The following is a 14,500-nucleotide window of genomic DNA, read 5'->3' on the forward strand; positions in this document are numbered from 1 at the left end:
TATCCATCATGAAAAAATATTCGACATATAAAACCGCCTTTTTAGTATTACTGGCCAGTTTATCGGCTTGTAAAAAACTCGATCTGGCGCCTACCAATAAGTTCACCGACAGCAATTTCTGGACTACTACCGAAAAAGCCGGCGCGGTGCTTAATACCGCTTATTCGCAAATGTTCAGCAACGACTATTTCTTTTATAACGAAGGAGCGTCGGACAATGCATACAATGGCCGCGGTGACAACCAGGGTGCTGCCTCGCTTGCCGCGGGTACATATGATCCGTCGTTAGGGCGTATCAAACAGGAGTGGGGGGGCCACTACAGTGGCATAAAAACCTGCAACATTTTTTTAGAGAATGTAGACAGGGTAACCGCTATGGATGCAACGCTAAAAGCCCGTATGAAAGCTGAAGCAAGGTTTATTCGAGCTTTTCATTATTTTATGCTGGAAACCTGGTGGGGCGATGTGCCTTTGTTTGATCACGACATCAGCATTGACGAATCAAAAAGCATTGCCCGCACACCAAAAGCGCAGGTTGTTGATTTTGTATTGAAAGAGCTTGACGCTGCAGCAACTGATTTGCCGGTAAATACCGCCTATAAAGATGCCGACAGGGGCCGGATCACCAAAGGTGCAGCCATAGCCTTAAAAGCAAGGGTGCTGCTATATGAAAGCCGCTGGCAGGATGTAGCAGCCACCTGCGAAAAGCTGATGAACGATAACAGCAATGGTACTTACAGCCTGTTTCCATCGTACGAAAGTTTGTTTTTACCGCAGAATGAGTACAACAGCGAGGTGATCCTCGACCTGGAATTTGTACCGGATGTAAAAACATACAGTAACTTTTTTGATATGGCTCCGCTTGCTGTTGGAGCCCGTTTAAATGCCCTTGCCCCAACACAGGAGCTGGTTGACAGTTACCTGATGGAAAATGGTAAAAAGATCACCGATCCAGGCTCAGGGTATGACGAAAATAATCCCTATGTAAACCGCGATCCAAGGCTTACCAACACGGTTGTGTACAACGGTTATAAATGGAAAAAGCCGGATAACAGCGTACAAATTATTTATACCAAACCGGGCGGCGATCCGGGTGCTACCAAGCCTGATGAATATGCGCCGGGCAAGGTAAGTTCACCAACAGCTTATTATACCCGTAAATATTACGACCCTTCATCTGCCGTAAATTTTCAATCCGCTTTAAACCTGATTCTCATCCGTTATGCCGATGTGCTGCTGATGTATGCCGAAGCTAAAAATGAGCTTGGTCAGCTGGATGCCGGTGTTTGGGATAAAACTATCAAAGCGCTGCGCAGTCGTGCAGGCTTTACCGATGCCCCTGCATTAAATTTTGCAGCTGGAAGCCAGGCTGATTTAAGAGAGATAGTTCGTAACGAGCGCCGTGTAGAACTGGCTATGGAAGGCCTGCGGGTATTTGATATCCGCCGCTGGCACACCGCCGAAACCGTATTGAATGGTTGGGTGCACGGAGCCAAATTTGGTCCGGCATCGGTTGATAATGGCTACATCAGGGCCAACCTGCGCACATTTGACAAAGGTAAAAACTACCTGTGGCCAATCCCTCGCGATGAGCGCGCTGTTGACCCTAACCTAACTCAAAACCCGGGCTGGTAAATCATTAATTATTTATAAAAAGACATTATAATCAATTACGATCATGAAAAATATTACATACTGCCTCATGGCAGGCATCATAGCCATTTTAATGGTAACAGGCTGCAAAAAGGATAAAACCTTACAACATACACAGGTATCGGCAGTAACCAACCTTTTTGCTCCTGCAAATAACAAATTCATCCAGTTGGAGCCGGTAACCGGTTCGGCCACATTTGAATGGGCCGAAGCCCATGCCGAAGACAATGGCCTGGTTTTGTACGAGGTTGCTTTTGATAAAGAAAGCGGCGATTTTTCAAAGCCAATTTATACTATTCCTTCAGATGCTAACGGACTCTACAACAAGCTTACCATCTCCTACAAAGACCTGAATAAGGTGGCCGATTTAGCGGGGATCCAACCGCAGGCTACAGGTAAATTGAAATGGACCGTAATGTCGTCGAAAGGTATCAATGTGGTTAAAGCGACTGCATCAAGCATTATTGAAGTGCAGCGTGCCGCGGGTTTTACTGATATTCCTGCCGATCTGTACCTGACAGGTTCGGCTACCGAAGGCGGCGAAGACTTAAGCAAAGCGGTACATTTTAAACAAACTGCTGCTGGTGTATTTGAGGCCTGGACTTCATTAAAAGCAGGTACTTATCACTTTGCCGAGCGTAACACAGGCACGCCCGCTACCTATTCTATTGACGGTATCAAGCTGCTGAAAGATGGTAGCACTACCGTAACTGGCGCAACTAAAGTTGAGCGTATCGTAGTTGACTTTACATCTGCATCGGCTACTATAACCGAAGTAACCGAGGTTGGTTTATGGTTTGCGGCAGATAATAAAGTATGGTTCCCGCTGCCTTATAAAGCCGGTGGTAAATGGGAAATAGATAATGCTTCTATTGTGTTTCACCAGGAATCATGGGGTAGGGATGAGCGTTACAAGTTCCGCTTTACCTTTAAAGATGCTGCGGGTAATACTTCAACCCAGTTTTATGGCAGCAAAAATTCGGATAACAGTCGTCCGGATGCCAATACAGCTAAATCATTCTGGTACATGGTGCCGGTTAACAACTCGCAATATGATTTCTGCTTTAAGTTTACCGGTGCAGCCGATAATCACAACGCCGATATCGTAGTTGACTTTAGCGCTGATGCTGCTGCTTATACCCACTCTGTTACTGTTAAATAATATTAACCGCCTACCTGCCGCCGTGTTGTCAAAATATGGCGGCAGGTTGACGATAAAAGATATTTTATGAAAAATAAATTGCTCAACATAGCTACTGCTGTCCTTATGGGTGGCATAGCCATGACTTTTTCATCGTGTTTAAAGGATAAGCCTTTCCCCTTGTACGGCAATAAAGCTTCGGCAAAGGTGCAATATAAGTACGCCGAAACAGCCGATTCATTACAGGAAAAAACATACACAACCTTCATATCGGCAAACGGAAATTATTTTGTGGCGAACAATGCCGGCAGTACCACTTTTAATTACTGGCCTAATGCCCATACCCTTGATATTTTTACCGATGCCTACCTGCGCACCAATAATGATATCTACAAGCAAAGAATGAGCTCGCTTTTAGCCGGAATAAAAACTACTAACGGCGGTCTTTCCAATAATTTTTACGATGATATGGAATGGCTGGATCTGGCTACATTAAGGGCTTACAATGCTACAAAGGATGCCGCTTATCTAACGGCAGCCCACACGCTTTGGACAGATATTCAAACCGGCGAAAACAGCAACCAGGGCGGCGGCATAGCCTGGCGTAAAAATCAGTTGGATTATAAAAATACACCTGCAAATGCTCCGGCCATCATCTTTGCGGCCCGTTTATATGCTTTGGAAAAAAATGAGGCTGATCTTGCGACAGCAAAAAGATTATATACCTGGCTCAAGAAAACCCTGCTTGATCCTTCGGGCATTATCTGGGATGGTATCAACGCCAATGGCGACGGGCAGATCAGCAAGTGGAAGTTTACTTATAACCAGGGCGTGTTTATCGGGGCTGCATTGGAACTTTATCACGTTACCAAAGATGCTGCTTACCTTACCGATGCGGTAAACACAGCCAATGCCACCATTAATGATACAGATATTTCACCAGGCGGCATCCTGAAATCGGAAGGACAGGGCGATGGTGGTTTATTTAAAGGTATCCTGATCCGATACCTTACATTGCTGGCGCTTGATCCGGATGTTTCAGAAGCAGACAAAACTAAGTTTATCAGCTTCCTAAAATTTAACGCCGAAACGCTCTACACAGCCGGTATCGAGCGGCCGTCACTCATGATCAGTCCCGATTGGAAAAAACAGCCATCGGGAACAACGGACCTTACTACCCAGTTAAGTGGTGTGATGATGGTTGAAGCTGCCGCAACGCTGAAAGCGGCCGGTAAATTTTAAACAACAGCTTTGTAACAATAAAAGCCATAAAAGTATTCAACCACTTTTATGGCTTATTTTAGTATCTGATTTATACCTGTCCCAAATACAATTATCTATGAAAATTAAATTGATTACGCTGCTTTGTCTGTCTGTTGCCTTAAGTACAAGTGCCCAAACGCCCGGCTACAAAGAGCGGATAAAAATCATTAACCAAAATATCAACAGTTGTTTTGCTGATACCAAAACAGGGTTGTATCTTGAAACTACCGACTCGGTTGCGAATAAGGGCAACCATTCGTTTTTGTGGCCACTTTGTGCCCTGGTGCAGGCTGCTAATGAAATGGAAGTGCTGGAACCTTCCAAACAATATCTTAAGCCTGTTATGGTTGCTATCCAGCAATATTATTCGCCTCGTTCACCTGCACCGGCTTACCAGGCCGTGGTAGCAAAGGAAAAACAGGATTCGCGTTTTTATGATGATAACGAGTGGGTGGCCATTGCCCTGATGGATGCCTATAACCGTACCCATAACAAACAATATTTGGAAACCTCCAAAATGATCTACCGCTTTTTACTAACCGGTTATACCAATGAAGCCGGTGGTGGTTTTTATTGGGAAGAAGGCAACCGGAAAAGTAAAAACACCTGCTCAAATGGTCCGGGGATTTTGGTGGCCTTACAGCTTTACAAAGCAACCGGGCGTAAACAGTATTTAGATACCGCATTGCTGGCTTATAACTGGACAAACAAAAACCTGCAGGCGCCATCCGGCTTGTTTTATGATAACATAAAGGTGCCGTCGTTAAAGATCGATTCGGCCATTTATACTTATAACGCGGGTACCATGCTGCAGGCCAATGTGCTGCTCTATAACATCACCCATGATAAAAAATACCTGACCGAGGCGCGCCGCATAGCCAAAGCTTCCGAACAATATTTTTATCGTAACAACCGGTTGCCGGGCAATTATTGGTTTAATGCAGTTTTACTTCGTGGCTACCAGGAATTATATCGTGTTGATAAAGACAAAACACAATTTCGTTTTTTTGTTGACGACGCTAACCGCATATGGCAACAGGAACGGAATGATAAAAACCTGCTCGGCCCGCATCGCATCAAAAGCCTGATAGACCAGGCAGCGATGATAGAGATTTATGCGAGGTTGGAAGAGATGGGGGGGTAAAAACGTCGGTGTACAGCAAAAAAATGGATGTCATGCTTCGACGAGCTACCCTATGACAACTTAAAAAAGGGGTGTCATACTGAGCCAGTCGAAGTATGGCGGGCAGGCCTCTGCGCGCGAGTCTTCGACGGGCTCAGACTGACAGGCCCTCTTTGTCATCTAACCTTCAGAGGCCCCGGATTATATCGTAAAGGCCGTTACGCACAACCCTCGGCTCAAAAGGACAGGCCTTTAGTTTTTGCTTTCGCTTTAGCTAATTCCGGTAAAAGGTCCCAAGTGCCGTTTATGATAGCTTCTTTCTTTTCTCTTCGCCATCCTTTAACCTGTTTTTCAAATGCTATAGCTTGGTTAACGTCATTAAATACCTCATTAAACACCAGTTCCAAAGGTCGCCGTTTAAAAGTATAACAAGTAGGATTCTCGCCTGATTGATGCTCAATCAATCTTCGCTCAATATTATTAGTTATTCCAGTGTAATATGAGCCATCAGCACACTTCAATATGTAAACGTGATATTGATTAAGACCAACATTTATCATCCCCTACCCAAACAAATTATTCGTAAACTCCATCTTTATCCTTGTTTGAAAGTTATCTATCGTCTTAAAAATCTCCTTTAAGGCTACCTTTTCAATTTTGGTGAGTTTATCCGGGTCGATGTAGTTGTCGGGTTCGGTGCGGTCCCGAATAATTTGGGAGGCCTGGTTGCGGAGGCGCAGGCCCATCAAAAAATAGTACGACTGGATCAGCTCGTGTACCTCTTTTTCGTTGAAAACGTCTTTTTCTTTCAGGGCTTTCAACCGCTCGCCGGTGTTAACTTCAAAAACCCGGTGACGCAGGGCATACATGCGCACCAAATCAACAATTGGGGTCATTGATTTTTTGATGTCGAAAACTTCCTGGCTGCCTTTGGTGAACGTTTTGATGTTTTTGAAAAAGGTGAGGGGCGGCTCGTATTGCAGAGCATTTTTAGCCATATGGAAAAAGATCTTACCCAAAGGTTTTTGCAATTCCTCGTCCAGAAACTCTTTTAACTCATCCATAATGCCGGCTTCGCCATAGAGGTATCGGCAGTCAAAAAATGTAGAGAACTGAATTACAGTTTCGGGAACAGCTTCGGTCATCCAACTTTCGTAATTGCGTTTCCAATGGGAGAGAGAGTGCGTCCATTTGGGGTTTTGGGCCATGTAGCCGCCGGTGCAAAAGCTGAAGCCGATATGGTCAAGTTTTTCAGATACCTGTTGCGCAAAACTCAGGAAATATTCGCGCACTAACTCACGCTGCTCGTTGGCTTTATCTTCGTAAATAATGGCGTTATCCTGGTCGGTTTTAAAAGTTTGTTCCTTACGGCCTTCGCTGCCAAGCACCATGAAAACAAATTTGGCCGGCGGTTGGCCCATTGTTGCAATAACGCTTTCAATTACTTTTATGGCAATGGTATCGGCAATAGTGGTGATCACCTGGTTTACAATTTCGGCGTTTACACCCCGACCAAGCAATTGTGTGACCATTTGCGGTACGGATTCCCATTTGCGCTTAAGCTCCTGTACTGAAATGGCTTGTTTTACCGATTGAATGAACACCAGGGGCGATTGCGCCTGTTCGGACAATAATTTATTCCTGCTGATGCTGCCTACAAATTCATCCCCGTTTTTGATGAGTAAATACCGGGTTTTGGTACGGAACATCATCAAGATAGCTTCGTATACATAAGCGTTGGTGCTAATGCAAACGATAGGGTTATCCATAATGTTGCCGACCGGTTGGGCGGTATCTGCCTGTTTTGCAACTACATTATCGCGCAGGGTTATATCGGTCACATAGCCTACAATTTTGGCTTGCTCATCGCGGATAAAAATGCAGCTTACCTTGTGTTTGGCCATCAACCGTGCCGTTTCATAAACCGGGGTCCCTTGAGGGCAGGATACTATCTCGCGGTATTCGATACTTTCAATTTTGCGCGAGTACATTTGTTCGGAAGCTATATAGCTTTCCTCAAAAGTTGCCGGGCGTTTGTAAAAATGGGCAAACTCATCATTAAGCATCCGTTTACCAAAATCGGCAGTAAAATATTGTACAAAGTCTTCGTAAGCTTTGCACAGCGACCGGAAATCTTTGCGATGTAAAAAGAAAACGGTTGTGCCCTTTTTGGCTATTACCGTACGGATAGACTGTTTACGGTTAAGCAATACCGAAATACCTCCATAGCAGTAACCCGAATGATGATACTCCAACAACCGCTTATTTTGCTGGGTGTCATAAAAAAAGGATTCGTATTCGCCTTCGGCAATGATGTCTACGCCGCGCATTTTGGTTACTTCCTGCTGGTAAATAACCGTGTCTTTACTATAACGGATCTCCTGCAACTGGTCGGCAACCTGTTCCAATACTTCTGTTGGAAGCAGATTAAAAGGGGATACTTTACTTAAAAATTCAAGACGTTGAACCATATAACCAAAAAGCTATGATGATGATCAAAATTAAAATGATCGCTGCGGGTAAAAGGTATTTTTTTTCGGAGCGGATTTTTTGCAGGTAAACCTCCTGGTGCTCCACGCTCTCTTCGGTAATATCGCCGCGTTTCAGCATCTCAAAAAAGCACTCGGCGGTAGCCTCGGCATCTTCAAGGGCGTTGTGCTGTCTGTCAAAGGTTTTGTTAAACAATACTTCGTACAGTTGGTTTAACCTTAAATACTTGGTTTGCGGGTTTTGTACCCACTTGGTGGTAGCCAGCATGGTACAAAAGGTTTTTAAATTTTGAAGCGGATTGGTGATGCCGGTGCGGTAAAACTCAACGCCGGCAACATTCAGGTCGAGCTCAATAAAATGACCTATTACCAGTGGTTGATACTCTAAAAGATCATTGGCCAGCATGGTCATTACATCTTTGCGCCATTCGCCGTGCTCAACCAAATACTCCTGGGTAAGGCCGTGTACTGCGTATGCTTTTGGGCTTATGGTGAAGTCATTATCTTTAATATAATGATCTTCACGCTTTACCTCCCGCATATCTTTGGTGTACACGATCCACGACACCTGCAGGGCATAAGGCCAGTTGTCGTTATCACAATAGGGCAGGTCCCACTTTTTGGGCAGGCCGGAGGTTTCGGTATCTATGAATAAAAGGTAATCTTGCACATGCTAAATTTATGAATTTATTTGAATGATGGTAACAGGCAACAAAATCCCTGCGGGGAAATATTGGTTTAAATAAAAAACACTCGCCTTGGGCGGGTGTTTTTATATGATTTTACTCCAATAGTTGCCCCTTTAGGGGCTGGCGGTTACGGCGCTATCAATGTCTTCCTCTCCACCGTATGAACACTAAAATATCCCAGTGCGCCGCCCTTGATATTGGTTAACGGATTTGCCGGGGCGGCGTTATTACCATCGCCGTTGGCGCTGTTGCTAAGACTGTAAAAGTATTTGTAAACGGCCTGGTCAATGCTCATCATTTCAATGGTTACCTGATTGCCAGGGCGGATGTCGCGCGCCTGGTTATCGTTGCTGTTATCAAACCTAAGGTTGTTGTTCACCTCCTGTCCGTTGGTAAATTCGTCGTCTTCCAACATGATCGTTTCTTCTTTGCGGCCGTTTACATACTGAACAAAACGGTAATAGTTTTTGGTAGCTATAGGGTCGTCATATCGCACGGTAACATATTTGCGCGGGGTGCCGTCCTTGTTATTTTGAAGTTCGTCTTTAACCAGGTAAATACTATCTAAGGGAACCGCGGGATGCATTAAGCAGCTTGAGGTGAATGTTTTGCCATCAACACTCACACTAAGCTGATAGGTATGGCCAGGGGTGCCTGTTAAAGTACTGTTTTGGTAAATGCCGGTACTTGTAGCTGTAAGCGGGTAAACATTGTTATTATCATCGGCAATGGTAACGGTAGCGCCGCCTATGCCATTGAAGTCATTGTTATCGGTGAAGTTTTTGGTCTTACTTAATAATACTTTGCAGCCGCCGGCCTGGTTGGTTAATACACCTTCAACTACATATTGCGGGGTGGTATCTTTCAGTTTAAGGTCGATGGCCTTTTCGCAGCTGCTTAGGCTTGCTGCAAAAAGCATAAGGGTTATGTATTTTATAGTATTTTTCATCGGCTTAAAATTTAAAGTTATAAGTAACCGAAGGCACAAAGGTGAACAGGGTAGTGCGCACCGCCTCGGTACGGCTTGCGTCGGTCTTGTTGTCGCGGAAAAATATGCGGTAAGCGTTTGGATTACCGTATGCATTGTACAAACTGAATGTCAGATCAGACTGAAATTTCGCCGTTTTTTTAAGTTGCCTGGTTGCCCCTAAATCTAAACGGTGATAAGCCGGCATCCTGTCGGCATTTCGGTTGGTATAGTAGTAATAAGTTACGCCGTCAACCTGGTATTTACCACTCGGAAAGGTCACGGCATCGCCGGTATAGTAAACAAAGTTGGCGGAGAATGTCCATTTTTCGCTGGCTTTATACATGGCTACAATGGCAATGTCGTGGGTGCGGTCCTGCCGGGCATTATACCACTGATTGTTATTGATGCCGTCAATCATCCGTTCAGATTTTGACAGCGTATAGCTGATCCAGCCGCTAAGCCTGCCGGTTTTCTTCTTCAGCAAAAACTCGGCACCGTAGGAGCGGCCTTTTCCAAAAAGTAACTGTGTTTCTATGGGTTGGTTGGTGAACACATTGGCGCCATTGCGGTAATCTATCTGGTTTTGCAGCTTTTTGTAATAGCTTTCAACGGTAAATTCATAGTTGTGTTCGTTGAAATCCTTGTAGTATCCCACAGAGAACTGGTCAGCAATTTCCGGCTTAATGATATTAGTGCTGGCCACCCATTTATCCGTTGGTGAACCCGAGTTTGAGTTGGAGATCAAATGCAGGTTTTGCGCATTGCGGGCGTACGATGCCTTGATAGAACTTACATCATTTAGCTGGAAAGCCGCTGCAATGCGGGGCTCGGGGTTTATATAGGTTTTTACCTCCTGGCCGGAAGTGTAATGTTTAGAGCCTACGATGTTCCCGTCAGCATCAATGTCATAATAATCGCCTGAGCCAAGTATGGTAAAGGCCGACAGGCGTACCCCATAGGTTAGGGTAAAACGGTCTGTCGCTTTCCAGGTGTTGGTAACATAAGCGGCGTTTTCAAGGGCATACCTGTTTTGCAGGCTTTGTGATATAACCCCGGAGTTACCGGTAGCCGAAATTTCGCCCGGCTTAATGGTATGGTAAATGCTGTTTACACCAAAGCTGATGGTGTTTTTGTCGCCGGCATACCATTGCATGTCTTCCTTAAAGTTAAAATCGCGGATCTGCGAATAAATATTGTATTCGTTTACATCCTGCTTAATGTTAAGCTTATAGTCATAATTGCTGTAGATGAGCGAGGTGTTTGAAAATAGCTGACTGTTAAAAATATGGTTCCAGCGCAGGGTAGCCGTGGTGTTACCCCAGTTAATGCCGGCTATATCGGCAGCCTTAAGCACATCCTTTCCAAAATATCCCGAAACAAACAACCTGTCTTTATCGCCTAAAACATAGTTGGCTTTGGCATTAAGGTCATAAAAATAAAGCTGGCTTTTTTTGGCAATACTGTCTTTTGACAAGGCCAGGAAAGCATCTGCATAAGTACGCCGTGCAGAAATCAGGAAAGATGATTTGCCCTTTTGAATAGGCCCTTCGGCATTGATGCGCGCGGCAATCAGGCCAATGCCGCCGCTTACGCCAAACTTCTGGTTGTTACCATCGTTCATTTTAATATCCAGTACAGATGAAAGCCTGCCGCCATATTGCGCGGGCATGTCGCCTTTATAAATATTGATATTCTTGATGGCATCCGAGTTAAAGGTGGAGAAGAAACCCAGCAAATGCGATGCATTGTATACGGGTGCCTCATCCAGCAGGATCAAATTTTGATCGGTTGCGCCACCACGTACAAAGAACCCGCCGCTGCCTTCCCCGGCCGATTTGATACCGGGCAGCAATTGGATGGTTTTGATCACATCACGCTCGCCAAGCAGCACGGGAATGTTTTTGGTTTCCTGAATGCTAAGGTGCTCAACGCCCATTTGCGGGCTGGCCAGGTCGCGCGCGCCGGCAGGCACTGCTTTAACGGTTACTTCCTGCAATTGCTGGGCATTGTCTTCCAGTTCGATATTTAAACGAAGGTTGCCGGCTAATGATACCGGAACAACCGCGGCTTTTTGCCCCATAGCGCTTACCGAAAGTTGATGGTCACCGGCAGGCAGTGTAAGCGAATAAAAGCCGTATTCGTTACTTGATGTGCCAAAGTTTGCATCGGTAACCCTAATGCTTGCGCCAATAATAGTTTCGCCGGTTTGTTTTGATTTAACAGTGCCGCTTACCGTGTATTTGCCATCAGTGCCGGCGGCTGCCTGCTTTTTTACCTTGCCGGCATCGTATTTGATCAATACTTCATTATCAAGCACCGTAAAAATAAACGGGTGCGGAGCAAGGGCCTTGCGTAATATATCGCCCAAAGGCTGGTTTTTGGTATTCACACTGATCTTAACAGTGCTTTTGGCAACTGTTTCATTATAGGTAAACCTTACGCCACAGGCAGCTGTGATTTTATCCAAAGCCTGCTTAAGCGGTTCGTTGTTTATGGTTATAGTAACGGGTTTATCTAAAGGCCCCTGGGCTTGTGCTTTGCTTAGTGCCGTCATTAAAAATAACAACATGCAGAGTGCCGTTCGGAAGGGTGTTCGCGTTATTTCGCAAATCAGCATGGAGGGCCATGCCGGTCTGTTGGTTTTCATAGTTGCTTTAAATTGTTGGTGTGGTTTGTTTCCTTTTTAGGGATGATGTTTTAGAATGAAAAGGTTAATTGTTGGATGATAAGGGTTGCAGGAAATATTGGTTTTCGACCCGTTTCCACCGAAGGTCCATTACGGCGCAAAGTTTGTTAAACGTTTTGTCGATCGGCTCATTCGTGTTGATGTGGCCGTAAAAACCGTTTTGGGTGATATCCGGAGTAAGGTTTACGCGGATACCATACTGATGCGACAGGTCGTCAACCACGGTTTGCAGTGACGCCCCGTCATAACTGAACAAACCGGTGCGCTGTGAAAGGAATTTGGAGGCATTGGGATAATTTTCCTTAATTAACGATCTGTCAGCCTTGTTATACAAGGCCCGTTGATTAAGTACCATAATGGCTTGCTGGCTTTTGGGCAGGTTATGCTCCTGCACCGCCACTTTTCCGCTGATAACCGTAACTTCAGAGATAATCTGGTCGGGATAGGCCTTAACATTAAAGCTGGTACCCAATACAACGGTTTTAAGCTGTCCCGATTGGATAACGAATGGATGGTCCTCATCATGTACTACGTCGAAAAACGCCTCGCCCTCCAGTGTTACCAAACGTTCTTTAGTCCTGAATTTATCTGGATAACTGATGCGGCTGCCGGGACTAAGCCAGATCCGGGTGCCATCGGGCAAACTGATTTGCCGGTGTTTGCCCGGAGCTGTAACCAGATCGATCTGTTTGGCAGGATCAATAACTTCCAATACCTGGTTTTTGTAAAGCGCGGCAAAGGTAACCAGTAATACCACAGCCGCTGCAGCAGCTATATTTCGCCATAAGGTAAATACCTTACGTACAGGTTGTTCAGGTGTTTCCATTTGCGCGGTTATCTTACTCAAAATACTTTCCCGCAGCTGCTCAGGATTTTGGTATTTCGAGGCAGATAACAATACTTCTTCATCATTAAAACCAGCATACCAGGTATCAAGCCAGGCTTTTTCGTTAGCACTGATGGTGCCTTGTTTTAATTTATGAGCGAGCTCCCTTACGTTGTAGGTGTTGTTTTCCATTGTGCCTGATCTTTCAACCTTTTGCACATATAGTCAGTGATGGAAGCAGATACCCTTAGTGGAAAATGAAAAATATTTACCGCTATCTTTTTTTTCTTTTTTGGTGAGATAAAGATCTGTATAAGTTATGCCGGTTGAAAATTTACTAATTTTAAAAAAGCCAATTAAAACCAATCAAATGAGAAAAGTAATCTACGGCATTAACCTAAGCTTAGATGGTTGTTGCGACCATGCCAAATTTAGCGGTGGCAAGGATATATTAGAACATTTTACCCGACTTATGGATGATGTAGACCTGATTGTATACGGGCGTAAAACCTTCGAGCTTATGGTTCCGTATTGGCCGGATGCCGCAAAAGATCCTTTATCAACCAAAGAGGAAAAAGAATTTGCACAGGCATTTGACGGTATTGAAAAACTTGTTTTCTCACGGACGCTGACCGGCACCAACGATAAAAACTCTGTTATTAGTCAAGCAAACCCTGGCGACGAGATCCGCAAACTGAAGCAACAGGCCGGAGGTAATATTTCAATAGGAGGTGTGAACCTGCCCTTACAACTCATTGAACTTGGTTTGGTTGATGAGTTCCATTATGTTATACATCCCGTAATTGTAGGCGAGGGGAGAAGTTTGCTGGAAGCCGTAGGTTTAAAGGAAAATGTAGGCTTAAAACTAATTGAATCAAAGATCCTTGAATCGGGCTGTATCGCGCTTCATTATGTTAAAAACTGAAGTGTATATTAGCTGAGGAGTAAAATTAGCACCGGCAGAGAAATACCCAGCGATTGCCTTAACGAACTTAGTGCCTTTGACATATGCGCTTCAACGGTTTTTTGTGATATGCCCAGTTCAGCAGCTATCTCGGCATAGGTTTTATTTTCATCGCGGCTAAGCAGGAATACGATGCGGCATTTTTCGGGCAGAAGGCTGATGTTGTGGTTAAGCCGTTGGCGCAGTTCTTTTTCCTCCAGCCATTGAATGGTGCTGTCGTCTGCTTCGGGCGAGGTAAAAGCGAGTTCATCCAGGTGCTGTTGTTTCCTGTACTGGCGATCAAGATGATTGATCACCTTGTATTTAATGGCTACCGAAAGATACGTAGCCATGGTATGTGTTAACTTAAGGCTTGCCCGGCGCTGCCAGATACTTAAAAATACTTCCTGCACTACTTCTTCGGCTTCATGCTCGTCATCTAAACGGTGATAGGCTACAGCAAAGGTTTTATCCCAATACCGGTTATACAGCTCGGTAAAGGCATCACGGTTGTCGCGGGCCATTAGCTGTAATAACTGTTCGTCCGTGTGGGCTATGTGCTGGTTTGGTACAGGCATTATTTCATCTGCAATGCTATGTTAAATAGATTGCAAAATCTTATTTTTTGAACCTATTTAACATGTTTTAACAGTTTACAAGTTTAGAGTTTAATCAACATATAAAGTTACAGAGCTATCAATATTTATGAATCTCCTCT

Annotated in this window: 12 protein-coding genes; 5 read left to right on the plus strand and 7 right to left on the minus strand. The window is 44.7% G+C overall.

The window, feature by feature from the left end; translation table 11 throughout:
- Positions 1-8: 8 nt before the first annotated feature.
- The 4 genes from J3L18_RS04030 to J3L18_RS04045 all read left to right on the plus strand — a co-directional run bounded on the left by J3L18_RS04030 (position 9) and on the right by J3L18_RS04045 (position 5,200).
- Positions 9-1,634, plus strand: a complete 1,626-nt coding sequence (locus tag J3L18_RS04030; RefSeq protein ID WP_129569642.1) for a RagB/SusD family nutrient uptake outer membrane protein — start codon at positions 9-11, stop codon at positions 1,632-1,634.
- A gap of 43 nt (positions 1,635-1,677) precedes the next feature.
- A complete protein-coding gene (locus tag J3L18_RS04035) occupies positions 1,678-2,814 on the plus strand; it encodes a SusE domain-containing protein (RefSeq protein WP_129569643.1) in 1,137 nt (378 codons plus the stop codon).
- A gap of 66 nt (positions 2,815-2,880) precedes the next feature.
- Positions 2,881-4,035 (plus strand): glycoside hydrolase family 76 protein, encoded by a 1,155-nt coding sequence (locus J3L18_RS04040; RefSeq protein ID WP_129569644.1) that lies wholly within the window; start codon positions 2,881-2,883, stop codon positions 4,033-4,035.
- A gap of 97 nt (positions 4,036-4,132) precedes the next feature.
- Positions 4,133-5,200, plus strand: coding sequence for a glycoside hydrolase family 76 protein (locus tag J3L18_RS04045; RefSeq protein WP_129569645.1), 1,068 nt, complete (start codon positions 4,133-4,135; stop codon positions 5,198-5,200).
- Between the two features lie 215 nt (positions 5,201-5,415).
- Here the strand turns inward: J3L18_RS04045 and J3L18_RS04050 are convergent, their stop codons facing one another.
- From J3L18_RS04050 to J3L18_RS04075, 6 genes are all read right to left on the minus strand, one after another.
- A complete protein-coding gene (locus J3L18_RS04050) occupies positions 5,416-5,739 on the minus strand; it encodes a GIY-YIG nuclease family protein (RefSeq protein ID WP_129569646.1) in 324 nt (107 codons plus the stop codon).
- A 3-nt stretch (positions 5,740-5,742) separates the two neighbouring features.
- Positions 5,743-7,650, minus strand: coding sequence for a DUF294 nucleotidyltransferase-like domain-containing protein (locus J3L18_RS04055; RefSeq protein ID WP_129569647.1), 1,908 nt, complete (start codon positions 7,648-7,650; stop codon positions 5,743-5,745).
- Complete coding sequence (locus J3L18_RS04060; RefSeq protein WP_129569648.1) at positions 7,634-8,338, minus strand: 3'-5' exonuclease; 705 nt, start codon at positions 8,336-8,338, stop codon at positions 7,634-7,636. Before J3L18_RS04060 ends, J3L18_RS04055 begins: the two co-directional genes overlap by 17 nt.
- 146 nt (positions 8,339-8,484) lie before the next feature.
- Positions 8,485-9,306, minus strand: coding sequence for a DUF4249 domain-containing protein (locus J3L18_RS04065; RefSeq protein WP_129569649.1), 822 nt, complete (start codon positions 9,304-9,306; stop codon positions 8,485-8,487).
- Positions 9,307-9,310: 4 nt separating this feature from the next.
- Entirely contained in the window at positions 9,311-11,974 is a 2,664-nt protein-coding gene (locus J3L18_RS04070) for a TonB-dependent receptor (RefSeq protein ID WP_223266174.1), read from the minus strand.
- A 64-nt stretch (positions 11,975-12,038) separates the two neighbouring features.
- Positions 12,039-13,031 carry a FecR family protein gene (locus J3L18_RS04075; RefSeq protein ID WP_129569650.1) on the minus strand — a complete coding sequence of 331 codons (993 nt, stop codon included), beginning with the start codon at positions 13,029-13,031 and terminating at the stop codon, positions 12,039-12,041.
- Positions 13,032-13,209: 178 nt separating this feature from the next.
- On the opposite strand from J3L18_RS04075, the gene J3L18_RS04080 reads away from it, so the two are divergent.
- Entirely contained in the window at positions 13,210-13,764 is a 555-nt protein-coding gene (locus J3L18_RS04080) for a dihydrofolate reductase family protein (protein ID WP_129569651.1), read from the plus strand.
- A gap of 8 nt (positions 13,765-13,772) precedes the next feature.
- Here J3L18_RS04080 and J3L18_RS04085 read toward each other — a convergent pair whose 3' ends face one another.
- Positions 13,773-14,360 (minus strand): RNA polymerase sigma factor, encoded by a 588-nt coding sequence (locus tag J3L18_RS04085; protein ID WP_129569652.1) that lies wholly within the window; start codon positions 14,358-14,360, stop codon positions 13,773-13,775.
- Between the last annotated feature and the right edge of the window lie 140 nt (positions 14,361-14,500).

The organism is Mucilaginibacter gossypii (genome assembly GCF_017569325.2).
GTDB lineage: Bacteria > Bacteroidota > Bacteroidia > Sphingobacteriales > Sphingobacteriaceae > Mucilaginibacter > Mucilaginibacter gossypii.

Excerpts from the sequence above, each read along its gene's own strand:
- J3L18_RS04065 (WP_129569649.1), bottom strand. The coding sequence starts at position 9,306 with ATGAAAAATACTATAAAATACATAACCCTTATGCTTTTTGCAGCAAGC.
- J3L18_RS04035 (WP_129569643.1), top strand. The coding sequence starts at position 1,678 with ATGAAAAATATTACATACTGCCTCATGGCAGGCATCATAGCCATTTTA.
- J3L18_RS04055 (WP_129569647.1), bottom strand. The coding sequence starts at position 7,650 with ATGGTTCAACGTCTTGAATTTTTAAGTAAAGTATCCCCTTTTAATCTG.
- J3L18_RS04080 (WP_129569651.1), top strand. The coding sequence starts at position 13,210 with ATGAGAAAAGTAATCTACGGCATTAACCTAAGCTTAGATGGTTGTTGC.
- J3L18_RS04050 (WP_129569646.1), bottom strand. The coding sequence starts at position 5,739 with ATGATAAATGTTGGTCTTAATCAATATCACGTTTACATATTGAAGTGT.
- J3L18_RS04070 (WP_223266174.1), bottom strand. The coding sequence starts at position 11,974 with ATGAAAACCAACAGACCGGCATGGCCCTCCATGCTGATTTGCGAAATA.
- J3L18_RS04045 (WP_129569645.1), top strand. The coding sequence starts at position 4,133 with ATGAAAATTAAATTGATTACGCTGCTTTGTCTGTCTGTTGCCTTAAGT.
- J3L18_RS04030 (WP_129569642.1), top strand. The coding sequence starts at position 9 with ATGAAAAAATATTCGACATATAAAACCGCCTTTTTAGTATTACTGGCC.
- J3L18_RS04075 (WP_129569650.1), bottom strand. The coding sequence starts at position 13,031 with ATGGAAAACAACACCTACAACGTAAGGGAGCTCGCTCATAAATTAAAA.
- J3L18_RS04085 (WP_129569652.1), bottom strand. The coding sequence starts at position 14,360 with ATGCCTGTACCAAACCAGCACATAGCCCACACGGACGAACAGTTATTA.
- J3L18_RS04040 (WP_129569644.1), top strand. The coding sequence starts at position 2,881 with ATGAAAAATAAATTGCTCAACATAGCTACTGCTGTCCTTATGGGTGGC.